Source organism: Porphyromonas sp. C0041D3 (genome assembly GCF_056590575.1).
Genome location: NZ_JBWPWJ010000002.1, coordinates 108,488 through 132,519 on the forward strand (window position 1 = coordinate 108,488; position 24,032 = coordinate 132,519).

A 24,032-nucleotide genomic window follows, 5' to 3' on the forward strand; every position below is an offset into this window, starting at 1 on the left:
TATGAGGAAAACGGACACCAAACTCAATCCTATCTCGTGGGTCTCCACAGTCTACTTCGCCATGGGGCTCCCGATGGTCATGCTCTCGGACGTCTCGCTGCTGCTCTTCAAGGACATGGGCATCCCGGATAAGGAAATCACCTTCTGGGCTTCACTTCTGATCCTTCCGTGGAGCCTAAAGCCTTTCTTCAGCCCGGTGATGGAGCTCTTCGGGAGTAAGCGGCAGTACGTCTTTATCTCTGAGATTATCTCCGCTCTTATGCTCGGTCTGATCGCAGCATCGCTTGGCTTAGAGGAGTCTTTTCCGCTACTGCTCCTCCTGATGGCAGTGATGGCACTCTCAGGGTCGGTGCATGATATTGCCGGGGATGGGATCTATATGGAAGCGCTCACGCCTACGCTTCAGAGCAAGTTTGTCGGGTGGCAGGGTGCCTTCTACAACATCGCCAAGGTGCTGGCCAAGGGCGGACTGGTCTATCTCGTTGGCTACCTCACTACCTCTCTTGGGATTGTCCGCTCTTGGCAGAGTATGGTACTGGTGGCAGGCGGACTGATGCTGCTACTCGGTGTGTGGCATATGGCAGTATTACCCCATAGTGAAGCCCCTGTAACGGATGAGAAGCGATCTCTCAGGGCGACTCTGCAAGGGGTATGGGAGATCTTCGTCAGTTTCTTTGAGAAGAAGCACATCTGGTTTTACTTGCTATTTATTTTCCTCTACCGCTTTACAGAGGGGCTGGCCATTAAGGTGGCGCCTCTCTTCCTGAAGGCCGGCACCGAGCTCGGAGGACTGGGACTGACAAATAAGGACTTTGGACTCATATACGGGACGCTGGGGACGATAGCCTTTATAGGAGGAAGCATATTGGCCGGGTACTACATAGGTCACTATGGTCTACGGAAGGTACTTTTCACTCTGGCAGTGATCTTCAATCTCCCCTTCATCATCTTTTTCCTCCTTGCGTTCTTCCACCCGACCAATCTAGTATGGCCAGCGGTGGGGATCGTTGTGGAGCAATTTGGCTATGGTTTCGGATTCGTCGGTCTAACGCTCTTTATGATGCAGCAGGTGGCACCGGGACCACATCGCATGGCACACTATGCCATTGCCAATAGCCTGATGAACCTCAGCTATATGATCCCCGGTCTGGTCAGTGGCACCATCAGCGATGCGGTTGGGTACAGCTCCTTCTTCCTCATTGCGGTCCTAGTGTCCATACCTGGGCTGATATGCGCAAAAATAGTACCTTTCTCCTACGATGGAGATGGGAATAAACTCACTAAATAAATGAATATGGATAATATCAAAATCACCGGGAGGTCTCTCCCCAATATGCCTTGGGAGGATCGCCCTCAAGGATGTCATGCTCCACTCTGGAGATACAGCAAAAACCCCATCATCGGTAGGCATGAGACACCGACAAGTAACAGCATATTCAATAGTGCAGTCGTCCCATTCAAGGACGGTTATGCCGGGGTCTTCCGCTGCGATGACACCAATCGAAGGATGCGTCTCCACGTGGGATTTAGTCAGGATGGTCTCTCCTGGAATATCTCCCCGGATAAGATTGTTTTCGACTGTGATATCCCGGAGGTGGGAGAGTGGGTCTATGGATATGACCCTCGGGTGACAGAGATCGATGGTCGCTACTTTGTCTCGTGGTGCAATGGCTATCATGGACCCACCATCGGGGTGGCTTGGACGGACGACTTCCGGACCTTCCATCAGCTGGAGAATGCATTTCTGCCATTCAATCGCAATGGCGTCTTCTTCCCACGTAAGATCAATGGCCGCTATGCTATGCTCAGCCGGCCGAGCGACAATGGTCATACCGCCTTCGGGGACATATTCTACAGCGAGTCACCGGATCTGGAGTTTTGGGGACACCACCGCCATGTGATGTCACCGGCTGCCTTTGAGGTAAGCGCATGGCAGTGTCTCAAGATCGGAGCTGGACCAATCCCTATCGAGACTTCGGAGGGATGGTTGCTCATATACCATGGTGTGCTCAGGAGCGCCAATGGGTATGTGTACGCCTTCGGCTCAGCACTCCTTGATAAGGATCAGCCCTGGAAGGTGACTGCACGGAGTGGGGCATACCTTTTCTCTCCACAGGAGCTGTATGAGTGTGTCGGGGATGTACCCAACGTCTGCTTCCCCTGTGCTGCACTCCACGATCCGGATAGCGGACGCATAGCCATCTACTATGGATGCGCCGACTCTGTCACCGGCATCGCCTTTGGGTATATCCCTGAGATAATCGATTTTACGCGGAGGACAAACATCCTATAGTATTGGGAATACCAATTAAATAGGTTACCTTTGCAGGCGAAGCGGGGACATATGGATCCTCGTGGACATTGATAATATTACTATATGATCATTGTACCGGTAAGCCAGGGCGAAAATATCGAGCGTGCCCTGAAGAGATTCAAGAGGAAGTTTGACCGCACAGGCACTATGCGTCGTCTGCGCGATAATCGCAACTTCCGTAAGCCCTCCGATATTCGCCGTCGTAAGATGGAGAAGGCTCGCTACGTAGAGAATATGCGTAGGGAGATGACGGAGTGATACTCTCTGTCGACAGACAAGGAGAGTAGACCATGTAGAATACATATAACACTGAGGAGGTGTAAATACATAGAGAGGCAACGGCTATTTTCCGTTGTCTCTCTTTTTATTGCATCTTATCTCGATAAGCACTGTAGAAAAACCTGCAAGACTGGGCATTCATCTTTTCCACGCCCTTTGCAAAGTGGCTAAAGACTGGAATTCTGTGCAAAGTCGCATCAATAAGATAAAACGAGGGTAGCTATCATAGGAATTATTTGTAGGTTTGCCGATATTATGCGTGAAGTCGTTCACGTGTAGTCATAAAGTAGGATAATAAGATTAGCAACTATATCGAGTGAGTTCGTATGGACGACAAAGTACAAGAACTGGCGAGTAAGATCTACAAGGATGGTATCGCCAAGGCTGACTCTCGCGCAGAGGAGATCGTAGCAGCAGCAGAGGAGAAGAGAGACAAGATCCTTGCTGAGGCTGAGGCAAAGGCTAAGGAGATTTTATCCAGAGCAGACAGCGAAGTAGCCGGGCTACGTGAGCGCTCCCTTAGGGAGCTTCAGCTCTCGGCTGATCGTGCCTCGGATGCACTGAGGACGGAGATCGGTGATATGATCAATGATCGTGCTGTCAGCGAGGGTGTTGACCAAGCATTTGCCGACCCTGAGAGGCTCTACGATGTAGTACTCAGGCTATGCCAAAAGCTTTTTGACGAGGGGAGCAATAGCGTCACTGTCTCTACCGAGGATGGTGAGGCTCTCAGGAAGTACTTTATGAACCATGCCTCCGGGATCCTTGCGAAAGGACTTGACATCAAAAGTGTCCAGGGTAGGGCGGCATCATTTGCCATCTCACCAGCCGATAAGGGCTACGAGGTCGTGGTAAGCAAGGAGGCCCTGACGGAGTACTTCAAGGACTTTATGCGGCCTCAGCTTCGGGAGGCTCTCTTCACGGCACCCGACAAAGAGTGACCCTCTATGGCTGAGTATTATGCCTTAGGAGCAGGTCTGCCGACACTGAGACCGGAGATAGGGAAGAATCCTCCACTCACTCTGAGGGAGTTTGTGGAGACTCTTCGCGGGCAGCTTACCCGCCGAGATGGTCAGCTCCTGGACCTGTTGCTCCTCAGTGAGGACAACAGAGCGCTCGTGGCTCTACTCTATGATCGACCGATCCCCGAGCCGCAGGTCCCATACGTAGTAGGGCCCGACAGGCTACGCAAGTTGGTCGCTGCTGCAGAGAGAGGTATGATTACCTCAGAGATGGTGGGAGAGGAGCTACACTTTGATCCGAAGACCTATCCCTCCTATCTGGTGGACTTCATGTACGAGTATCGCCACGATCAAGAGATTGACCGTCCAGCAGAGCATTTCTATGAGGATATCTTAGATAATTATTACTTCCGCTACGTTATGAAGCGGGGGGATGAGTTTGTCCGCACCTGGGTTAGCTTTGATCGCTCCATACGCCTTGTGTTGGCAGCTATTACGATCAAGCGCCACGACCTTGACGCTCGTAGGCTGATCGTCGGTGATAGTGAGCTGGTGCGGCTCCTCAGGAGTGGCAACTGGCATGATATAAGCTTCCTCGAGGAGGGAGAGGTGGTGCAGAAGGTGCTACAGATCTCCGAGGAGGAGGATCTCTCCGTCAGGGAGCATCGCATTGATCAGCTGAAGTGGGATTACTTGGACAGTCTCACCTTTGCTGACACTTTCTCCATCGATACCATGCTGGCCTACCTGCTTAAGCTGCAGATGCTGAGCCGCTGGAGCTCTCTCGATGCAGAGATAGGCAAGAGTCGCTTCAGAGAGATCATCGATCAGCTCAATCACGAGAGCCGGTCAGACCTTGAGAAGTTTCGGGCAGAGGCCAAGAGACATAACCGCCTCTAAGCTTAGGGATAGACAACAATATAAAACGATATACAGATGAAAACTACAGGTAAGGTGGTAGGGTTGGTCTCCAACCTAGTGACTGTAGAGGTAAATGGTCCTGTCGCACAAAACGAGATCTGCTTTGTCATCCTCGATGATGGCTCAGAACTGATGTCTGAGGTCATCAAGATCGAGGGGATCTTGGTGGATGTGCAGGTCTATGAGAGTACTCGCGGACTAAAGATCGGCGACCAGGTCCGGTTTGAGCAACATATGCTTGAGGTGACCCTCGGTCCGGGACTGCTCTCTAAGAACTTTGATGGTCTCCAGAATGATCTGGATAAAATGACTGGGCTCTTCCTCAAGCGTGGGGAGTATACCGATCCTCTCGATCGGGACAAGAAGTGGGACTATGAGCCGACTGCTAAGGTAGGCGACACTGTCGAGGCTGGATCCTGGATAGGTCTTGTGGAGGAGAATCATCAGCCACACCGGATCATGGTTCCCTTTACATTCAAGGGGATGTATACGGTGAAGAAGCTTACCCCGAAGGGGCAGTACACCGTGGACGATGAGATGGCTGTGCTGACGGATGAGAGTGGGGTGGATCACTCCATCACCATGACTCAGAAGTGGCCCGTCCGCCAGGCGGTGCCCTGCTATGCCGACAAGCCGAGACCCTTTAAGCTGCTTGAGACAGGGATCCGTTGCATCGATATCTCCAATCCTATGGTAGAGGGGGGGACTGGGTTCATCCCGGGAGCCTTTGGTACAGGTAAGACGGTCCTCCAGCATGCGATCTCAGAGCAGGCTGAGGCGGACATCGTGATCATGGCTGCGTGCGGTGAGCGAGCCAATGAGGTGGTTGAGATCTTTAAGGAATTCCCTGAGCTCGAGGATCCTCACACAGGTCGCAAGCTGATGGAGCGCACGATCATCATTGCCAATACCTCCAATATGCCGGTATCGGCTCGTGAGGCGTCAGTGTACACCGCTATGACGATCGCTGAGTACTACCGGACTATGGGACTGAAGGTGCTCCTGATGGCAGACTCCACATCTCGCTGGGCTCAGGCACTCCGTGAGATGTCCAATCGCATGGAGGAGCTACCTGGACCGGATGCTTTCCCGATGGACCTCTCGGCTACTATTTCGGCCTTCTATGCACGTGCCGGTTATGTCCATCTGAAGAATGGGGAGACTGGGTCGATCACCTTCATCGGTACTGTTTCCCCTGCCGGTGGTAACCTCAAGGAGCCGGTGACCGAGAATACCCAAAAGGTGGCACGCTGCTTCTACGCCCTCCAACAGGATCGCGCAGATAAGAAGCGCTACCCGGCAGTCAATCCTATCGACTCCTACTCGAAGTATCTGGAGTATCCGGAGTTTCAGAAGTACGTCGCTGAGGCTGCTTCGCCCGACTGGCTGGAAATGGTCGGTCAAGTCAAGCACCGTATGCGTCAGGGACTGGAGATCGCTGAGCAGATCAATATCCTCGGTGATGATGGTGTCCCGGTAGACTACCATGTCACATTCTGGAAGTCTGAGCTGATCGATTTCGTCATCCTCCAGCAGGATGCCTTCGACGCCATCGATGCTATGTGCCCTCTGGAGCGCCAGCAAGAGATGCTAGCTCTCGTAATCAATATCTGTGAGAGCGACCTTACGTTTGAGGACTTCAACGAAGTCTCCGTCTTCTTCAAGGAACTGATCAACGAGCTGAGGCAGATGAATTACTCCGAATTCCGTAGCGAGGACTACAATAAGTACCGTGAGCGGGCTAAGATGATGGTCGAGACACGCCGTGTGGACAAGTCTCACGTAGTAGAGGAAATGGCTAACGCCTAAGGGTAGACTGATTATGACTAAGAAAGCATTCCAAAAGATATACACCCACATCTCCGACATCACCAAGGCAACCTGCTCTCTGCGTGCTACGGGTGTGGGTAATGATGAGCTTGCTCTCATCGACGGTCGTGTGGCTCAGGTCGTCCGACTGGAGGACGATGTGGTGACACTGCAGGTCTTCTCCGGGACGGAGGGCATCCCGACCAATGCCGAGGTGACCTTCCTCGGCAAGGCTCCTGCCCTAAAGGTGGGTGACTCTCTCACCGGACGCTTCATGAATGCCTACGGAGAGCCCATCGATGATGGTCCGATCATCGAGGGCAAGGATGTGGAGATCGGAGGCCCGTCAGTCAATCCTGTCCGTCGTGAGCAGCCCTCAGAGCTGATTACAACCGGTATCTCCGGCATCGACCTCAATAATACCCTCGTCACGGGACAGAAGATCCCCTTCTTCGCTGACCCGGATCAGCCATACAATGAGGTGATGGCAACCGTGGCGATGCGCGCTGAGTCCGACAAGATCATCCTTGGCGGTATGGGACTGACGAATGACGACTACCTCTACTTCCGCAATACCTTTGCCGAGGCAGGAGCGCTCGATCGCATCGTCTCCTTTATCAATACCACCGAGGACTCGTCTATTGAGCGTGTGCTGATCCCTCATATGGCCCTCACAGCAGCAGAGTACTTTGCAGTGGAGAAGAATGAGAAGGTACTCGTCCTCCTGACGGATATGACCAACTATGCTGATGCGCTGGCTATCGTCTCCAATAAGATGGACCAGATCCCCTCCAAGGACTCTATGCCCGGCTCCCTCTATTCCGACCTAGCAAAGGTCTATGAGAAAGCAGCCCAATTCCCGTCTGGTGGCTCCATTACCATCATCGCTGTGACAACGCTGTCGGGGGGAGACATCACTCACGCAGTTCCGGATAACACCGGATACATTACAGAAGGGCAGCTCTATCTCCGTACCGACAGCACTATCGGCAAGGTCATCGTCGATCCCTTCCGCTCCCTATCACGACTGAAGCAGCAGGTGATCGGGAAGAAGACACGTGAAGATCACCCTCAAGTGATGAATGCCGGCGTCCGCCTCTTCGCTGATGCCTCCAATGCTCAGACGAAGCTGGAGAATGGATTTGACCTCACTGACTATGACGAGCGTACGCTCGACTTCGCCAAGGAGTACGCCAATGACCTCCTCGCCATTGACGTCAATATCAATACCACAGAGATGCTCGATACGGCATGGCGGCTCTTCGCTCGGCACTTCACCCCTGCTGAGGTGGCGATCAAGCAATCTCTTGTCGATAAGTACTGGCCACAGGATGTGGAGATGGTCGGTCACTCTCAGGAGGAGGCGTAATCCCGGTGAGTACGACTGAGGTATGGCTGTAAAATTTCAATACAACAAAACCTCTCTCCAGAGGCAGAAGAAGGATCTCCAGCTCCGAGAGCGAATCCTCCCTACGATCAAGAGTAAGGAGAGTGCACTTCGTCTCGAGGTGCGGCGGGTCAAGAAGGAGGTCGAGGATCTCGAGGCTCAGGTAGAGCAGAGCATCGAGAATTTCGACACCATGACTGCCCTCTGGAGTGAGTTTGATCCCTCTCTTGTCCGAGTGGAGGATGTCCATCTCGAGACACGCAAGGTGGCCGGCATCCCGGTACCAGTGCTGGGTGAGGTAGACTTTGAGGTTCGCCCTTTTAGTCTCCTTAATACCCCCTCCTGGTATATGGAGGGCACGCAGCTGATCAAGGATCTCGCCACCGTTGGCATCCAAGCAGAAGTCGGACGCCTGGAGCTGGACATCCTGCAACATGCCAGACGTAAGACGACGCAGAAGGTCAACCTCTTCGAGAAAGTTCAGATCCCCGGTCTCAAGGAGGCGATCCTGAAGATCAAGCGCTACCTCGAGGACGAAGAGTCGCTCTCCAAGGCGTCTCAAAAGATTATGCGCGCTCACCTCGATGAGGAGAAGGAGAAGCGTCGCAACGCCATGGAGGCAGAATCAGAAATGGAAGCAATAGTATGATAGAGACGATGAATAAGTACTCGTTCCTGGTTTTCGAGCCGGAGTACGAGGCGTTCCTACAGAAATTGCGCTCCTTAGGCGTGATCCATGTCCGACAGAATAAGGATCCAAACGAGCTCGACCGCATCAGAGAGGTAAAGGCTCGGCAGGACGAGCTGACCGATCTGCGTAAGAGCCTCGGCTTCCTCAAGGACCAGCATCCCCTGCAGAAGGAGCAGACTCCCGAGAGCATCCGGCACATAGACTTTCCTGAGGAGACCCTGACGGACTATGACACTTACTTAAGTCAGATCAGTGACCTTGACGCCCGTATCAGGGAGAAGTCGAGGATCCTCTCTGACCTCAAGTCCCAGGAGCATGAGCTCTCATACTGGGGCGACTTTGACCCGACGCTGATCTCTAAGCTTAGGGCCAAAGGGGTCAATATGACCTTCTGGACCGTCCTCTCTCAGAGGTACAATAAGGAGTGGGAGGAGCTCTACCACGCTCAGATCATTCAGACTGCCGGTCGCTCCACCTACTTCGTCACCATCACCTCTGAGGACGAGCCGGAGCCGGAGCTTGAGTTTGCCGAGCGGGTCCGTCTACCCGACCGATCCATTAGCTCTCTGAGGGTAGAGAGACAGAGTCTGGAGGAGGACCTAAGGCTCCTGACGGACTCAAAGCTCTACTTAGCACATCACGATCAGATACTCGATAAGCAAGAGGCCCGCCTCGCCGATACCTATCAGATGGACAATGCCTACTATCAGGCTGATCGCCTCTATGACGATCGCCTGATGGTGCTGGAGGGCTATGTCCCCGCCAAGCAGGATGCCGCCATGCAGGCAGCACTCTCAGAGGAGGGTATCGCCTACGTCCAGGAGGAAATTGTCTATGGGGAGGATGTGCCCATCAAGCTCTCCAATAGTCGCTTTGGCAGGGCCTTTGAGCCTCTGGTAAAGATGTTCTCCCTTCCTAATTACTGGGAGTTTGACCCGACACCCTTCATTGCGCCCTTCTTCATGCTCTTCTTTGGTATGTGCTCGGGAGATGCAGGATACGGGTTGGTAGTGCTGATACTGGCGACGATCTTTAAGCGCAAGGTGGGTGAGAGTGCCAAGATGTACCTAGAGCTCTTCCAGTGGCTCGGTGGAGCTGGCGTGGTGATGGGATTCCTTGCTGGCACCTTCTTCGGCATCTCACTCATCGAGGTCCCCTTCCTCAGTTCGATCAAGGACTTCTTCCTCTCGTCGGATAACCTGATGGTGATCTCCCTAGCGCTGGGACTCGTCCAGATCCTATTTGCGAAGTATGTGGCTGCCTTCAAGGTTAGGCACCAGAGCGGCACCCGCGCTTCGCTCGCCAGCTTCGCTTGGCCAACATTGGTGATCTTCATCGGGCTTGTGGTCGGGTTACCCGCCCTCAGCATTCAGCTGCCACAGTGGCTTGAGTACACCCTCTGGGGCGTTGTAGGGCTCTGCGTCTTAGCAGTCTTCTTCCTCAACTCTCCCGGCAAGAGCGTCTTTGTCAATCTTGGCAAAGGGCTGTGGGACACCTACAATACTGCCTCGGGGCTTCTGGGAGATACCCTATCCTATATCCGCCTCTTCGCCATCGGTCTGACGGGAGGTATCCTCGGTGGGGTCTTCAATACCCTCACGGAGACTGTTACCTCCTCTATGCCCATCTGGGCAGCGATACCGGTAGGACTGCTGATCCTCGCTTTTGGCCATGGGCTCAATTTCTGTCTTACTATGATCAGCTCGCTCGTCCATCCGGTCCGACTGACCTATGTAGAGTATTTCAATAACTCCGAGTACGAGGGAGGGGGGACACCTTACACTCCTATTGAGGAGAAAGTCTCCAAGTGATACATTATTCTTGACAAAACAATAACAAACTCAATAAGTAAATCAATTTATGTCTACTACACTTCTAATGGCCTACCTGGGTATCGCACTGATGGTCGGTCTCGCCGGTATCGGTAGCTGCTATGGTCTCTCCTTCTGCGGTATCACCGCTATCGGGGCGATGCGCAAGGATCCCTCCAAGATGGGTCAGTACATAGGTCTCTCAGCGCTTCCCTCCTCCCAGGGTCTCTATGGATTTGTGGGCTGGTACTTCGCCAGCCAGCATATCGCAGCAGATATGTCAGTACTCGCTGCCACTGCCATCCTGCTTTGCGGTCTGCTCCTCGGATCGGTAGGTCTCCTATCAGCTATGAAGCAGGGTAAGGTCCTTGCTCATGGTATTGCTGCCACCGCTGATGGTCACAATGTATTTGCCATCTCCATGGTCGAGGCGGTCTTCCCCGAGCTGTACGCGATCCTCGCGCTCCTCGTTACCCTCCTGACCATGTTCTCTCTTTGATAAGTAGAGCCTAATCAATTCTCAGTAAGGGATGTGTCCTGTAGCGGGATGCATCCCTTTTTTATCTACAAAAGGGTCCATAGAGGGTGGCATCCTGAATAGAGAGGAAACGAGATGGGACTCTCGGAACAATAGTCTCGTGGGATATACAGGTGGGGTGAGCTGTCAAGGGCCTCAGGTTCGTCCTTATCAAACACACCAAGTAGCCAAACTGCTTAGCACGGGCCTAGATCAGAGATCGCAGCTATTTTCCGACTCCGAGTGTCCGACATCATCGGATAGAGAAAATCCCCCCCTTAATCTAATACCGATATTAGAGAAGACTAATACCGATATTAGGCGTTACTAATATCGGTATTAGAGTTTTTCCAGAAACAGGGCTTTTAATGGCGGACGCCTTACATGGTAACTATGGGTAGAAAAACCACCATATCCCTATCTAAAATTATTGCGAGAGTGTGTGGAGTAGCTATCATGTATCCGATAAGAGAAGTAAGAGCCGAGTCTATTGATTGCCCAATAGCCGTTTGTCCCGTTATAAATAGCGAGGAAATCTAAATTGTTTGTATATTTGAAGGGAGGAGGGAGCAAGGCACCGATCACGTCCTAAGGAATCACAGATATGCTGGGGGAAGGAGGTACCTTACTGATATGCCGGATGTCAGACCACGTCACGAAAGTAGCAGAGTATATGAGTTATCAGAAGTTTGATCGTCGTATCATGACCAACTTGGGGACTGCGCTACCCCTCGAGCTTCTTCATGCCAATAGTCGTGGTGCTTACCACTGCTCATCGGTCGTGGGATGCAATACGCGTAAGTACCATGGGCTACTGGTGGTGCCGTCGGAGAGCGGTCCCGATCCCGATGTGCTCCTCTCATCTATGGACGAGACGGTGATCCAGCACGGGGCAGAGTTTCACCTCGCCGTGCATAAATATCATGACGGGACCCTGTGTCCAAACGGGCATAAGTATATCCGTGAATTCTCCGTTGAGGAGTGCCCCCGGACGATTTATCGCGTTGGTGGGGTAGTTCTCTCTAAGGAGATCGTCTTCTCGTCCAAGATCAATCAGCTCCTGATCCGCTACCGCCTCTTGGAGGCGCACTCTGAGACGACCCTGAGGCTCATGCCGATGCTAGCTTTCCGTACCGTGAGGGAGCTGACACATATCAATGACAAAATCGACTGGAGCTACACCAGCGAGGATCATGGGGTATCCCTTTGCCTCTATAAGGGGATGCCTCGTCTCTATATGCAGCTCTCCAAGTATGATGCGGTATGGCACCAGGAGCCGACATGGTATAGAGATTTCTTTTACGACAGAGAGGCGGAGCGGGGCAATGCATGCGTCGAGGACCTGCCAGTCCCTGGTTTCTTCTCCCTTAATATCCGCCGTGGTGAGGATATCATCCTATCTGCATCTGATCGCGCCATTGACCCGGAGACTCTAGAGGAGACGTTTGAGGAGGCCCTCCGGAGCTATGGTGTGGCCGATACCTTTGCTACTTGTCTCAGACGCTCAGCCCGGCAATTTTACTACGAGCCTCGACCGGGAAAGTCTTACCTCAAGGCTGGATACCCCTGGTATGGGGTCCGCCTGAGGGACGAGATGGTGGGGCTCACAGCGTGCAGCTTCGGTATCGGTGAGCCTGAGCTCTATCAAAAAGTAATGGACACGGCTCTGCCTGCGATCTGGTCTTATCTCGATGAGGGAGAGGAGGATTCGGTGATCGAGGACATCTGGCAGCCGGACAGCCTCCTCTGGGTAGCCAATGCGATCCAGGACTACTATCGATGGGCAGGTAAGGAGGAGACGAAAAAGAGATATGGTGCGACACTCAGACGAGCGATCCGCTACATCAGGGAGGGTCGTGTCCCCTTGCTGGAGATACGGCGAAATGGCCTGCTATACGCCGATCCGGGAGAGGATCGGCGGCCGATCACCTGGATGGGAACGATCATCGACGGGGCAGCAGTTGTGGATCGGCGTGGCTATATCGTGGAGTATAATGCTCTGTGGTATAATGCCCTCTGCTTCTATCGCTTCCTATATGACCTGCAAGAGGACGAGGAGGTGACGGAGCTGATCGATCAAGTACGCGAGAGCTTCATCCGGACCTTTGTCAATGAGCATGGCTACCTGCTCGACTACGTGGCTGATGGTCGTCCGCTCGACTGGAGCGTCCGTCCGAGTCAGATCATCGCTGTGGGACTAACGTACTCACCTATGTCTCGCAAGCTGCAGCGATCGGTCCTCGACTATGTGACCAAGGAGCTACTGACCCCTAAGGGGCTGCGCTCGCTCTCACCGGTCAGTCCACTCTACAAAGGCTACGCGGGGGGAAATCAGAGAGAGCGCTACTACGCATATGTACAGGGTGGTGCGTGGCCCTGGACCCTTTACTATTACCTCAGTGCGTATCTGAAGCTCTTCAAGCGGACCGGCCTCTTCTTCGTAGACCGAATGCTTATCCCCTTTGAGGAAGAGCTTAGCCTCAATGGCATCGGCACCATCTCGGAGATCTATGACGGGACTCCGCCCTACAGAGGGCGGAGTGACCTCTCCTTCATGATGAGCGTCTCGGCCATACTCCGCATCGTTAATCGTATGGTGGAGTACAAGAGTATCTGGGATGAGGAGGGAGACCTCTATGACTCCTTCCTCAGTATGACCTCTCACCACTCCTCCTCACCTGACCAAGGTCGTGGAGGCGCTGATGAGGAGGCAGCAGTGACGGAGGAGTCTGAGCGGGGAGATAAGGCTCTCGACACAGAGCGTAAGGAATAAGCACCATTAGCAAGACAGGAGTAATCGTATGAAAGCACTTATGCTTGGCTGGGAGTTTCCCCCTCACATCTCCGGAGGTCTCGGGACTGCTACCTATGGCATCACCAAGGGACTTTCCTCGCAGGAGGATATGGACATTACACTCATGCTGCCTGCACCATCCGGAGATGAGGACAGCTCGTATATGAGTATCATCGGAGCCAGCGAGGTGCCGATCGTCTATCAGGATCCCTCAAGAGAGTACCTCGAGGAGCGGATCGGTCGCGTTATGAGCCCGGAGATGTACTATCACTTGAGGGATCACATCTACGCAGACTTTAGGTACATGCTGACGGACGATATAGGGTGCATCCAATTCTCCGGAAAGTATGGGGACAACCTTATTGATGAGATCAATAACTACTCTATCGTAGCAGGTGTCGTTGCCCGTGCCGATCACTATGACCTTGTACACGCTCACGACTGGGTGACCTATCCTGCCGGGATTCACGCTAAGCAGATCCTCGGAGTACCACTCGTAATCCATGTACACGCCACAGACTTTGATCGAAGTCGTGGCAATGTCAATCCTACTGTCTATGCCATCGAGAAGGATGGTATGGACCATGCCGATCATATCATGTGTGTGAGCGAGCTGACCCGTCGGACAGTGATCGAGAAGTATCATCAGGATCCCGCCAAGGTGACCGCCGTGCACAACGCCGTGATCCCTCTCGAGGAGTCAATCCTCAATATCCCGGATAAGCGAGGTGTTAAGGATAAAGTGATAACCTTCCTCGGTCGACTGACAATGCAGAAGGGACCTGAGTACTTCGTGGAGGCGGCAGCACGTGTGCTTGCCAAGAAGAGAGATGTGCGTTTCGTGATGGCCGGGAGCGGTGATAAGATGGATGAGATGATCCGCCTGGTAGCGGAGAAGCGCATCTCGGACCGCTTCCACTTCACAGGCTTTATGAAGGGTCGTCAGGTGTATGAGGTGTACCATGCCAGCGATGTCTACGTGATGCCCTCTGTATCGGAGCCCTTTGGGATTACCCCTCTCGAGGCGATGCAGTGCGGTGTCCCCTGTATCATCTCTAAGCAGTCAGGATGCTCCGAGATACTCACCTACGCGATCAAGCTCGACTACTGGGATGTAGATGCTATGGCGGACGCGATGTACGCTCTCGTCACCTATCCTGCTCTTCACGATCTCCTCTCTCAGAGGGGTCTGGATGAGGTAGCCGGGATCACTTGGGATAAAGTGGCGCTCAAGATACGTGGTCTCTACGATCAGGTCCTTGGACGGTGATGTACCCCCTGATACCTTTTTTGAATAACCTGCCAGATAGATAAACTCTCACTATGGATAAGAAAAAACTCTGCCTCGTCTTTCAGCTGCATCAGCCTTTCCGCCTGAAGCGCTACCGATTTTTCGACATAGGTAATGACCACTACTACTTCGATGACTTTCTCAACGAGCAGTATATGAGGTCTGCTGCCGAGCGATCCTATTTGCCGGCTAATAAGATGATCTACGACCTGATCCAGGAGTCAAAGGGTAGGGTGAAGGTCGCTTTCGCTATCTCCGGAACTGCTTTGGATCAGATAGAGATGTACACGCCGGAGCTAATCGACAGCTTCCGTAAGCTCACTGAGACCGGATGCGTGGAGCTACTGGCAGAGCCTTACGCCCATAGTCTATCCTCTCTTGCACCGTCCAAGGCGGAGTTTAAGGGTCAGGTGGGGATGCATGTCACGGCTCTCAAGGCGATATTCAATTACGAGCCAAAGGTGCTACGCAACACCGAGCTCCTCTATGATGACGACATTGCTCTTGCAGTCTCGGAGATGGGATTCCACGGAATGCTTACCGAGGGTGCTAAGCATGTGCTGGGATGGAAGAGTCCCGACTTCGTCTACCAAAGTGCAGTAGTGCCTGAGCTTCATCTCCTGATGAGGCATGCCGCTCTGTCGGAGGACCTCTCTCGACGCTTCTGCGATCAGAGCTGGGACGAGTATCCGCTGACAGCCGACAAGTACGCCTCTTGGCTCGCTGATCGGGGCAAGGGGGAACAGGTGACCTACCTCGATATGAGCTACGATGTGCTTGGTAATCTATGTCCTGCCTCATCGGGGATCTTCGACTTCTTCCGAGCACTACCGGAGTACATCGAGCGAGCCGGGCTGGAGATGGCGACACCATCCGAGGTCTTTGCTCAGCTCCAGCCGGAGGATGAGATCAGCGTCCTGGACACCATCTCTTGGTCCGAGGAGGAGAAGACAACAAAGTCCTGGCTCGGCAACATCCTCCAGCAGGAGGCCTTCGGCAAACTGGTGGAGTGGACGGAGCGGACCCGTATGAGTGGCAATAGGCGAATCAAGCAAGACTGGGCCTACCTCCAGAGCAGCGACCACTTCCTCTACATGTCCACAGCTATGGAGAATAAGGACACAGGTCTCTATAGTCCATACGGCAGTCCCTACGACGCCTTTAATAACTATATGAATGTGCTGAGCGACTTCCATCTCCGGGTAGAGGAGGAGTACCCCAGCTCGATCGAGAATGAAGAGCTCAATGCACTCCTCAAGACGATCGAGAACCAGGGCGAGGAGATCACAGCACTACAGGAGGAGCTCCATAAGCTGAGAGCGGGAAAGCCAGTCAAGCGTACCGGTACCACCAAAAAAGCAAAGTAAGAGCAAGAGAGCTAAGCAATGCCACAAGAAGAGACCGACTGGGAGTCACTGACTTTCGGTTACTATCCTACGGACTATAACGTTCGGAGCTATTACTCTAGGGGGGTGTGGAGCAGGCCTGAGCTGTGTGCCGACCCAACGGTGGCGGTTCATCTCGCAGCCACGGGGCTTAATTATGGCCAGCAGGCCTTTGAGGGACTCAAGGCCTTTCGCTGTCAGGATGGTCGGGTTTGCTTATTCAGACCAGAGGAGAATGCTCGACGCCTACAGAGCTCTTGTGCCGGTATTATGATGCCAGAGGTACCGGAGGATCTTTTCTTAGAGGCATGCCAATTGGTTGTCAAGCATAATTGCCGCTTCGTGCCTCCGTACGGCTCAAGTGCTGCCCTCTACTTAAGACCTCTCGTGATAGGTATGGGACCTCATGTCGGTGTGAGCGAGAGCATCGAGTACCTCTTCTCGATCTATGCTTGCCCGGTGGGGCCATATTTCAAGCGTGGTGTCACCTCTGTCCCGGTAGTGATCCAGCGATCGTATGACCGGGCGGCTCCGCGAGGCACCGGGAGGTTTAAGGTGGGCGGCAACTACGCTGCCTCTTTCCGTGCGATGCATGATGCGTATGAGGATGGCTATAGAGGGGGATGCCTTTTCTTAGATCCTCAAGAGAAGAAGTTCATCGATGAGTGCGGATCGGCCAATTTCTTTGGAATAAGGGGGGGAACGTATATTACCCCTCGGTCCGAGTCGATCCTGGCCTCTGTGACCAACGATAGTCTAATGACTATCGCCAGCGATCTAGGCTTGTCGGTGGAGCGGCGTCCCATCCCTGTGGAGGAGCTTAGCACCCTTGATGAAGCTGCCGCCTGTGGCACTGCCGCTGTGATCTGTCCCATCAGCAAGATAGTCGACCTCGATACAGGTAGGATATACGACTATGGCGATGAGCCGGGCCCCGTCTGCCGTGAGCTCTACGACCACCTCACCGGCATACAATCCGGCAGACTTCCCGACCGTCACGGCTGGCTGACTGAGGTCGATCTGCAGCCCGGGGCAGAGTGAAATCCATCACCAAGATTATTTCAATGGCCCGTCTTTAACTCTGTACGGAATTGTCTTGACCTTATCGTAGTGCATCTCGCTTTGCATTCGCTTCATAGCTCTTTTCTGTGTCTCTGAATAGCCCCTCTATGTGGTCCGTACTACTTTACATCCAGTTACTGCAGATTTAGCCCAATCGGTGGTACTAGGGGACGAAAGCTGCGCAGCAGATTTGGGCAAAAATCATTACCTTTGCCCGAATGCAATACGGATACTGAGAAATGAATAAGCAGCAACTTATTGACCAGATCAGACGTAAGAAGTCCTTCCTCTGTGTCGGTCTGGATAGTGACTCCACTCTACTTCCTCCTCATCTCCCTCAGATTGCTGAGGGAGTCTTGACTTTCAATAAAGCGATCATCGATGCTACGGCAGACATTGTCGTGGCATATAAGCCCAATGAGGCATTCTATGAGCCATTAGGCGCTGAGGGCTTGGAGGTACTCGGGAAGACTATTGAGTATATTCATAATAAGTATCCTGAGATTTTGGTGATCCTCGATGCCAAGCGAGGGGATATCGGTAATACCTCGGCCCAGTATGCGCGAGCTGCCTTCGAGGAGCTGGGAGCGGATGCCGTCACCACTGCTCCCTATATGGGTCGAGACAGCATCTCTCCTTTCCTAGAGTATAAGGACCGCTGGACGGTGCTCCTTGCCCTTACATCCAATGCCGGCTCGGCAGACTTCCAGCACTTGAGATTGGAGGGTGGACGGCTGCTCTATCAGGCTGTCCTAGAGACCGCGACCTCGTGGGCCAGTGATGAGCAGCTGATGTTTGTCGCCGGGGCAACACAGGCGACGCTCTTCGGTCAGATCCGCGAGATCGCTCCTGAGTATTTCCTCCTCGTACCCGGTGTGGGTAAGCAGGGCGGATCACTCGAGGAGGTGTGCAGCTATGGCATGACTAGTGAGTGTGGTCTTATAGTAAACTCATCCCGCGGTATTATCTTTGCCTCCAAAGGGGAGGACTTTGCTGAGGCGGCGCGAGCAAAGAGTCTTGCCCTGCAGGCGGAGATGGAGTGCGAGCTTAGGAGGCATCACGTTATTTGAGAAGACAAGCTTATGAGATATACAGCTCAGGAGGTGGCCGACTTCCTTCATGGGGTGGTCGATGGAGACCCTAATGTGGAGCTTCATGACTTTGGCGGGATAGAGAATGGGAAGGCAGGGACACTGACTTTCCTCGCTAATCCTGCCTATGAGCATTACCTCTATACGACTAAGTGTAGTGCGGTGCTGGTGCAGGCTGACTATCAGCCGACCTCTGAAGTGAAGGCGACCCTGATCCGTGTAGCAGACCCTTATGACAGCTTGGCAAAGTTGTTGAGCGTGATCCGCGATGGGTCCGAGCCGGAGGCGGGGATCTCGCAATTTGCCATTGTGGATCCGTCTGCTGATGTGGATCCGACAGCTTCTGTGGGACCTTTTGTCTATATAGGTAGGAACAGTAAGGTGGGTCCCCGTACGATCGTCCGTGCTCAGGTATACATAGGTGAGGACTGCCTCGTGGGGGCGGACTGTAAGATCTATCAGCAGGTGACGATCAGCAACCGAACGATCGTCGGAGACCGATGCATCCTTCACTCGGGAGCGGTCTTAGGGGCAGATGGATTTGGATTTGCCCCCACTGCTGAGGGATGGGACAAGATCCCCCAGACCGGTAAGGTAATCCTTGAGGATGATGTGGAGATAGGGGCTAATGCCTGCATTGATCGTGCGGTCCTTGACGCAACGATCATACGGCGTGGGGTAAAGATCGACAACCTCGTCCAGATCGCCCATAATTGCGAGGTGAAGGAGCATACTGCTATTGCTGCTCAGTCCGGCGTTGCCGGCTCGACAACCATCGGCCAGTGGAATCGACTGGGGGGACAGGTGGGTATAGCCGGTCATCTTAAGACTGCCGATCGTGTGACCTTTGGGGCTAAGACAGGCATTATGGCGAGCATTGAGGAGGAGTGTAGCAGCTGGTTTGGCTACCCCGGGAGACCTTACGTCAAGGCGATGCGAAGCGCTGCTGTGGTCGATCGTCTTCCTCAGTTAGATAAGCAGATCTACGACCTCTCCAGGGAGGTGAAGCGCCTGAGAGAAGAGCTGGATAAGCTAAGAGAGATTAGTAAGACAAAAGACGGAGAGTGATCGAAATGGCGTACCAACACACCCTGGGAGGATCGTTTGAGCTGGAGGGTAAGGGCCTACACACCGGGCGGTATATCCACCTCAGAGCCTTGCCAGCGGAGGAGAATCACGGCATCCGTATCTGTAGGACCGACCTGCCGGGTAAGCCTATCTTGCCCGCCCTCGTCCGGTATGCCACTCAGTCCGATCGCTGCACAACGCTGAGAGATGGGGACTTCTCTGTCTGTACCATCGAGCATATGATGGCAGCGCTGTCGGCTATGGGGGTGGACAATTGCCTCATAGAGCTTGACGGACCTGAGGCACCGATCTTGGACGGAAGCGCTAAGCCTTACGTTGATAAGATCAGCGAAGTAGGTCTCGCGGAGCAGAGCGCTAAAGCAAGAGTCTACAAAGTGCAGCGTAAGATCGAGGTCTCTGATGAGACATCGGGTGCAAGGCTGACACTCCTTCCGGATGATACTTTCGCTGTTGATGCGCTGATCTCTTACGACTCTCCCATCCTGACTCATCAGTACGCGTCCTATGAGTTAGGGGATGACTTTGTTGGTGAGATAGCCCCGGCTAGGACTTTTGTCTTTGTGAGAGAGGTGCAGGCTCTGGTTGCTAACAATCTGATCAAAGGTGGGGATCTGGACAATGCTCTGGTGATCTACGACCGTCAGCTCGCTCAGGCCGATCTCGACAAGCTCTCAGATGAGCTTGGGGTGGATCATAGTGACGCCACTACGCTTGGTTACATCAGCCACAGACCACTCGCGTACCCAAATGAACCTGCGCGACACAAGCTCCTTGACGTGCTGGGAGATCTGGCACTTGCGGGCTGTCGGATCATGGGACGTGTGATTGCCACAAAGCCGGGTCACACCATCAATGGCAGGCTCTGTATGAAGCTCTTTGAGGAGATTGAGGGGGAGGAGTCCCTCCCCCCCGCTGTCGACCTAAGTGCAAAGCCACGACTCGACACCCGTGAGATTATGCGGATACTGCCTCACCGCTACCCGATGCTCATGGTGGATAGGATGTTAGATCTCACTGTCGATCAGGCTATAGGACTAAAGAATTACTCTGCAGGAGATCCTTTCTTCGCGGGACACTTCCCCAGTGAACCCATTGTCCCCGGAGTGCTACTCGTGGAGTCGATTGCTCAGATTGCTGGGCTCCTCGTACTCTACATAATGGATGAGCCAGGGCCACACTCGACCTACTTGGCACGCATTGAGAATGCCCGATTCAGACAAAAAGTAATGCCTGGGGATACGGTGATATATCGTGTCAAGCCTCTGGCACCCGTACGTCATGGATTTGCTCGAGTACGTGGTGTGGGCTACGTAGGGGACAATATCGTCTGCGAGGCAGAGGTGGTGGCCAAGGTGGTGGCTAATAACGAGGGTGAATGATAGGAAAATGACAGAAGAGAAGAATACATCTATCAGCCAGCTGGCACTTGTCAATGCCGGAGCGGTACTGGGAGAGGGTGTCCGGATCGATGCTTTTGCAATTGTCGAGGACAATGTGGAGATAGGTGCCGGGACGCATATCCATGCCGGGGCCATAGTCAGGTCTGGTGCCAGGATCGGCTGCCACTGTGAGATCCATCCCTACGCAGTGATCGCCGGGGTGCCTCAGGACCTGAAGTTTAGGGGCGAGGAAACGACCGCTTACATAGGTGATAGGACGGTGATTCGTGAGTATGTCACCGTGAGTCGTGGTACCGCCTCACGTGACAAGACCGTCATCGGTAGCGACTGCCTCATTATGGCCTATGCACATGTGGCACACGACTGCGTACTTGGAGATCACGTGATTATCGGTAACGCATCGCAGATCGCCGGTGAAGTGGAGATAGACGACTGGGCAATCCTAAGCGGTTCGGTCTTAGTACATCAGTTTACCCGCATCGGACGTCATAGTATGACGCAGGGAGGCAGTAAGGTGACTAAGGATATACCTCCCTATGCTGTAGTAGCACGTGAGCCGATTGCCTTCTGTGGGATCAATCTGGTCGGTCTCCGTCGGAGGGATTTTACTGAGGGCGAGATCAGCCTCATCGGCGATGCCTACCGCATCCTCTATGCTCAGGGACTTAATGTGAGCGATGCCTTAGAGGAGATTAAGTCGTCTCTGGATGACACCCCTGAGCGACGCAGAATACTGGACTTTATTCGTAACTCCAAGCGCGGAATAGTGAAGGGCTGAGGCTCTGAGTATGATCTATCGTTTTGTCATCGTTTCTCCGGAAGCTCGATCCTTCCGTCGAGACCTCAGGATCGGCAGTGAGGCCACCTTTGGCGATCTGCGCAACGCACTCTACGATGAGATCGGCTACTCTCCTGTGGAGCCAAGTCTGATCCATATTACTGACCATACTTGGAGTCAAAAGGTGACGATCTATGAGGTGGAGCCACCCCACAGCCGCTCTGATGAGGATGTGTTCCTTATGGAGCGCACGCGTCTCTCTGAGCTCCTTGACACTGAGCGACAGCGACTAATGCTATTCTATGACCCTGATCGGTCGAGGGCATTTTACATAGAGCTACGCGAGATCAGCTCCGGTAGTCTCCCTTCTTCCTATGTCCTTTCTCGATCAGAGGGAGAGCCGCCACTCCAGAGATTGCCGGAGGAGGTCAAGAAAAAGGAGGAGCCGAAGGTCAAGTCCGTCGACGCTGAGGTTGTCGAGACAGGAAAGAAGAAGCTGAATGAGGAGTCTACTCCCGATGAGTATGGGAGCGATGCCTTCGACAGCACAGAGATCGATCCTGAGGGCTTTGGCACCTCAGATGAGTCGGGGGAATTTGACAACGAGGTCCCCACTGAGGACTTTCCCCTTTGACGAAAGATAAGCGGCTGATCATCCTGACCGGACCTACCGGAGTGGGTAAGTCCGCTTATGCCGTAGAGCTGGCTCGTTCGCTCTCCATACCTATCATATCGGCTGACTCCAGGCAGCTCTACAGAGGGATGAGCATCGGGACCGATGCCCCCTCTCCTGAGGCTATGAGTGAGATCCGTCACTACTTCGTGACTACGCGTGAGGTCACCGAGCCCTACAATGCATACGACTACGCAGCAGATGCCCTCGCAGTCGTTGATGAGGTACTCACGACTCATGATACCGCTCTTGTCGTTGGCGGATCGATGATGTACATTCAGGCGCTCCTCTACCGGATGGATCCTATCCCTGAGCCGGATCCTGAGGTAAGGCGACAACTGTGGGAGTGCTTTGAGGCTCATGGGATCGGTCCCATCAAGTCCCGACTGGCGGAGGTGGACCCTCAGTACCTCGCCTCCGTGGATGGCAATAACCACAAGCGGATGATCCGTGCGCTTGAGGTCTGGCTTACCACCCACCGTCCCTTTTCCTCTTGGCACACCCATACTCCACGCATCTTTCCATACGAGCATGAGGTATGGGGTCTATTTCGTCCCCGTCCTATCCTCTATGAGAGGATCAATCGGCGGGTGGACCGGATGTTTCAGAGCGGGCTTGTCGAGGAGGTTCGTAGTCTACTCCCACATCGGGACTGCAATGCGCTTAATACCATCGGGTACAAGGAGGTGATCCAATATCTAGATGGCCAATGCTCGCTAGACGAAGCGATCCATAGGGTGAAGAAAAATAGCCGAGTGTACGCTAGGAAGCAGATCACATTCTTTGAAAAAATACCGGGCATCAGGCTGCTAAACTTGGAGGAGAAGGAGAATTAATCCTATATTTGCCTTACTATGATTGACTTAAAGATATTAGACGAAGTAGGAGAGCTGGATACGGTCGTGGCCGGTGTCGCCTTCCATAATGGTGAGCCTCCGGCACTGGAGGAAGCTTACGACGCCAAGACGTACCACACCATCCTTCACGACCAATATCCTCTGGATGAGGATCTCAATCGCGAAGTGGAGGCATTTGTCTCACTGATGGAGAGGGAGGGCGTGACTGTCTTGCGCCCCGGTCGACATAGGGGTATGCAACAGATCTTTGCTCGGGATGTGGGGTTTGTCATCGGAGATACGTTTGTCCGTGCCAATATCATTGCTGATAGAGAGCAGGAGATGAAGGCGTACGATGCGATCTGGTCTCAGATCGAGCCGCATAAGATAGTGACGGCACCCGATTACGTCTCAGTGGAGGGTGGCGATGTGACGCTACTTAGAGATGGACGGATACTCTTGGGATGCCACCTGACAACCGACTTCGACCGCTACAGCACCGCACGAACCAACAAGTATGCCATAGGCTTCCTCAAGGGTCTTTTCCCTGGACGAGAGATCATCCCACTGCAGTTGATCAAGGATGACCACGACCCCTATCGGGGCGTCTTGCACCTTGACTGTGCCTTCCAGCCGGTAGGGGAGGACTTGGCAATCATCTTCCCGGGTGCATTCCGCCACTACTCTGACTATGAGTTCCTTGTATCACTCTTCGGTCCGGAGAATGTCTTCTCCATTACACGTGAGGAGTTCTTCGAGATGAATACAAATATCTTCAGTCTCTCCCCGCGAAAGGTGATCATAGACAGCTCCTTCGCAAGACTGAAAGATTGGCTTGAAGCTCGAGGACTGGAAGTGCTGACGACTCCATACAGGGAGGTGAGCAAGCTGGGAGGCTTGCTCCGGTGCACTACTCAGCCCTTGGTCAGGCGGTACTGATCG

The 24,032-nt window shown here is 53.4% G+C and carries 21 protein-coding genes; all 21 read left to right on the forward strand.

What is annotated here, in order from left to right; all coding sequences use genetic code 11:
- Nucleotide 1: 1 nt before the first annotated feature.
- Nucleotides 2-1,288: an MFS transporter gene (locus AC1EKE_RS01675; RefSeq protein ID WP_480307793.1), complete on the forward strand. Its 1,287-nt coding sequence runs from the start codon at nt 2-4 to the stop codon at nt 1,286-1,288.
- A gap of 6 nt (nt 1,289-1,294) precedes the next feature.
- The gene (locus AC1EKE_RS01680) at nt 1,295-2,293 is read left to right on the forward strand and encodes a glycoside hydrolase family 130 protein (RefSeq protein WP_480307794.1); all 999 of its coding nucleotides are present in this window, start codon (nt 1,295-1,297) and stop codon (nt 2,291-2,293) included.
- 84 nt (nt 2,294-2,377) lie between these two features.
- Entirely contained in the window at nt 2,378-2,572 is a 195-nt protein-coding gene (rpsU, locus tag AC1EKE_RS01685; RefSeq protein WP_296165370.1) for a 30S ribosomal protein S21, read from the forward strand.
- A 347-nt stretch (nt 2,573-2,919) separates the two neighbouring features.
- Entirely contained in the window at nt 2,920-3,534 is a 615-nt protein-coding gene (locus tag AC1EKE_RS01690; RefSeq protein WP_480307795.1) for a hypothetical protein, read from the forward strand.
- A gap of 6 nt (nt 3,535-3,540) precedes the next feature.
- Nucleotides 3,541-4,455 (forward strand): DUF2764 family protein, encoded by a 915-nt coding sequence (locus AC1EKE_RS01695; RefSeq protein WP_297126534.1) that lies wholly within the window; start codon nt 3,541-3,543, stop codon nt 4,453-4,455.
- Nucleotides 4,456-4,491: 36 nt separating this feature from the next.
- Nucleotides 4,492-6,285 carry a V-type ATP synthase subunit A gene (locus tag AC1EKE_RS01700; RefSeq protein WP_480307796.1) on the forward strand — a complete coding sequence of 598 codons (1,794 nt, stop codon included), beginning with the start codon at nt 4,492-4,494 and terminating at the stop codon, nt 6,283-6,285.
- Between the two features lie 13 nt (nt 6,286-6,298).
- A complete protein-coding gene (locus AC1EKE_RS01705) occupies nt 6,299-7,654 on the forward strand; it encodes a V-type ATP synthase subunit B (RefSeq protein WP_296161762.1) in 1,356 nt (451 codons plus the stop codon).
- A gap of 22 nt (nt 7,655-7,676) precedes the next feature.
- Nucleotides 7,677-8,321 (forward strand): V-type ATP synthase subunit D, encoded by a 645-nt coding sequence (locus tag AC1EKE_RS01710; protein WP_288965379.1) that lies wholly within the window; start codon nt 7,677-7,679, stop codon nt 8,319-8,321.
- Between the two features lie 8 nt (nt 8,322-8,329).
- Nucleotides 8,330-10,174, forward strand: coding sequence for a V-type ATP synthase subunit I (locus tag AC1EKE_RS01715; RefSeq protein WP_480307797.1), 1,845 nt, complete (start codon nt 8,330-8,332; stop codon nt 10,172-10,174).
- A gap of 49 nt (nt 10,175-10,223) precedes the next feature.
- On the forward strand, nt 10,224-10,673 hold the full coding sequence (locus AC1EKE_RS01720) for an ATPase (RefSeq protein WP_297126528.1): 450 nt from the start codon (nt 10,224-10,226) through the stop codon (nt 10,671-10,673).
- Between the two features lie 691 nt (nt 10,674-11,364).
- Complete coding sequence (locus AC1EKE_RS01725) at nt 11,365-13,464, forward strand: glycogen debranching enzyme N-terminal domain-containing protein (protein ID WP_480307799.1); 2,100 nt, start codon at nt 11,365-11,367, stop codon at nt 13,462-13,464.
- Between the two features lie 28 nt (nt 13,465-13,492).
- Nucleotides 13,493-14,755: a glycosyltransferase family 4 protein gene (locus AC1EKE_RS01730; RefSeq protein ID WP_480307800.1), complete on the forward strand. Its 1,263-nt coding sequence runs from the start codon at nt 13,493-13,495 to the stop codon at nt 14,753-14,755.
- Nucleotides 14,756-14,808: 53 nt separating this feature from the next.
- Complete coding sequence (locus tag AC1EKE_RS01735; protein ID WP_480307802.1) at nt 14,809-16,143, forward strand: glycoside hydrolase family 57 protein; 1,335 nt, start codon at nt 14,809-14,811, stop codon at nt 16,141-16,143.
- A gap of 18 nt (nt 16,144-16,161) precedes the next feature.
- Nucleotides 16,162-17,202 (forward strand): branched-chain amino acid aminotransferase, encoded by a 1,041-nt coding sequence (locus AC1EKE_RS01740; protein WP_480307804.1) that lies wholly within the window; start codon nt 16,162-16,164, stop codon nt 17,200-17,202.
- Nucleotides 17,203-17,462: 260 nt separating this feature from the next.
- Entirely contained in the window at nt 17,463-18,293 is an 831-nt protein-coding gene (gene pyrF / locus AC1EKE_RS01745) for an orotidine-5'-phosphate decarboxylase (RefSeq protein ID WP_480307806.1), read from the forward strand.
- A 12-nt stretch (nt 18,294-18,305) separates the two neighbouring features.
- On the forward strand, nt 18,306-19,382 hold the full coding sequence (gene lpxD / locus AC1EKE_RS01750) for a UDP-3-O-(3-hydroxymyristoyl)glucosamine N-acyltransferase (RefSeq protein WP_480307808.1): 1,077 nt from the start codon (nt 18,306-18,308) through the stop codon (nt 19,380-19,382).
- A gap of 5 nt (nt 19,383-19,387) precedes the next feature.
- The gene (locus AC1EKE_RS01755; protein ID WP_480307809.1) at nt 19,388-20,782 is read left to right on the forward strand and encodes a bifunctional UDP-3-O-[3-hydroxymyristoyl] N-acetylglucosamine deacetylase/3-hydroxyacyl-ACP dehydratase; all 1,395 of its coding nucleotides are present in this window, start codon (nt 19,388-19,390) and stop codon (nt 20,780-20,782) included.
- A gap of 7 nt (nt 20,783-20,789) precedes the next feature.
- Nucleotides 20,790-21,581 carry an acyl-ACP--UDP-N-acetylglucosamine O-acyltransferase gene (gene lpxA, locus AC1EKE_RS01760; RefSeq protein WP_296163090.1) on the forward strand — a complete coding sequence of 264 codons (792 nt, stop codon included), beginning with the start codon at nt 20,790-20,792 and terminating at the stop codon, nt 21,579-21,581.
- A gap of 10 nt (nt 21,582-21,591) precedes the next feature.
- Nucleotides 21,592-22,215 carry a hypothetical protein gene (locus AC1EKE_RS01765; protein ID WP_296163092.1) on the forward strand — a complete coding sequence of 208 codons (624 nt, stop codon included), beginning with the start codon at nt 21,592-21,594 and terminating at the stop codon, nt 22,213-22,215.
- On the forward strand, nt 22,212-23,090 hold the full coding sequence (gene miaA / locus AC1EKE_RS01770; RefSeq protein ID WP_480307811.1) for a tRNA (adenosine(37)-N6)-dimethylallyltransferase MiaA: 879 nt from the start codon (nt 22,212-22,214) through the stop codon (nt 23,088-23,090). Before AC1EKE_RS01765 ends, miaA begins: the two co-directional genes overlap by 4 nt.
- An 18-nt stretch (nt 23,091-23,108) precedes the next feature.
- Complete coding sequence (locus AC1EKE_RS01775; protein WP_480307812.1) at nt 23,109-24,029, forward strand: dimethylarginine dimethylaminohydrolase family protein; 921 nt, start codon at nt 23,109-23,111, stop codon at nt 24,027-24,029.
- Nucleotides 24,030-24,032: the final 3 nt, after the last annotated feature.

What these genes read in the sequence shown, in the direction of transcription:
- AC1EKE_RS01740 (WP_480307804.1), top strand. Translation starts at nt 16,162, where the DNA reads ATGCCACAAGAAGAGACCGACTGGGAGTCACTGACTTTCGGTTACTAT.
- AC1EKE_RS01720 (WP_297126528.1), top strand. Translation starts at nt 10,224, where the DNA reads ATGTCTACTACACTTCTAATGGCCTACCTGGGTATCGCACTGATGGTC.
- AC1EKE_RS01725 (WP_480307799.1), top strand. Translation starts at nt 11,365, where the DNA reads ATGAGTTATCAGAAGTTTGATCGTCGTATCATGACCAACTTGGGGACT.
- AC1EKE_RS01775 (WP_480307812.1), top strand. Translation starts at nt 23,109, where the DNA reads ATGATTGACTTAAAGATATTAGACGAAGTAGGAGAGCTGGATACGGTC.
- lpxA (WP_296163090.1), top strand. Translation starts at nt 20,790, where the DNA reads ATGACAGAAGAGAAGAATACATCTATCAGCCAGCTGGCACTTGTCAAT.
- pyrF (WP_480307806.1), top strand. Translation starts at nt 17,463, where the DNA reads ATGAATAAGCAGCAACTTATTGACCAGATCAGACGTAAGAAGTCCTTC.
- AC1EKE_RS01735 (WP_480307802.1), top strand. Translation starts at nt 14,809, where the DNA reads ATGGATAAGAAAAAACTCTGCCTCGTCTTTCAGCTGCATCAGCCTTTC.
- lpxD (WP_480307808.1), top strand. Translation starts at nt 18,306, where the DNA reads ATGAGATATACAGCTCAGGAGGTGGCCGACTTCCTTCATGGGGTGGTC.
- AC1EKE_RS01715 (WP_480307797.1), top strand. Translation starts at nt 8,330, where the DNA reads ATGAATAAGTACTCGTTCCTGGTTTTCGAGCCGGAGTACGAGGCGTTC.
- AC1EKE_RS01675 (WP_480307793.1), top strand. Translation starts at nt 2, where the DNA reads ATGAGGAAAACGGACACCAAACTCAATCCTATCTCGTGGGTCTCCACA.
- AC1EKE_RS01695 (WP_297126534.1), top strand. Translation starts at nt 3,541, where the DNA reads ATGGCTGAGTATTATGCCTTAGGAGCAGGTCTGCCGACACTGAGACCG.
- AC1EKE_RS01755 (WP_480307809.1), top strand. Translation starts at nt 19,388, where the DNA reads ATGGCGTACCAACACACCCTGGGAGGATCGTTTGAGCTGGAGGGTAAG.
- AC1EKE_RS01765 (WP_296163092.1), top strand. Translation starts at nt 21,592, where the DNA reads ATGATCTATCGTTTTGTCATCGTTTCTCCGGAAGCTCGATCCTTCCGT.
- AC1EKE_RS01700 (WP_480307796.1), top strand. Translation starts at nt 4,492, where the DNA reads ATGAAAACTACAGGTAAGGTGGTAGGGTTGGTCTCCAACCTAGTGACT.
- AC1EKE_RS01710 (WP_288965379.1), top strand. Translation starts at nt 7,677, where the DNA reads ATGGCTGTAAAATTTCAATACAACAAAACCTCTCTCCAGAGGCAGAAG.
- AC1EKE_RS01730 (WP_480307800.1), top strand. Translation starts at nt 13,493, where the DNA reads ATGAAAGCACTTATGCTTGGCTGGGAGTTTCCCCCTCACATCTCCGGA.
- AC1EKE_RS01690 (WP_480307795.1), top strand. Translation starts at nt 2,920, where the DNA reads ATGGACGACAAAGTACAAGAACTGGCGAGTAAGATCTACAAGGATGGT.
- AC1EKE_RS01680 (WP_480307794.1), top strand. Translation starts at nt 1,295, where the DNA reads ATGGATAATATCAAAATCACCGGGAGGTCTCTCCCCAATATGCCTTGG.
- rpsU (WP_296165370.1), top strand. Translation starts at nt 2,378, where the DNA reads ATGATCATTGTACCGGTAAGCCAGGGCGAAAATATCGAGCGTGCCCTG.
- AC1EKE_RS01705 (WP_296161762.1), top strand. Translation starts at nt 6,299, where the DNA reads ATGACTAAGAAAGCATTCCAAAAGATATACACCCACATCTCCGACATC.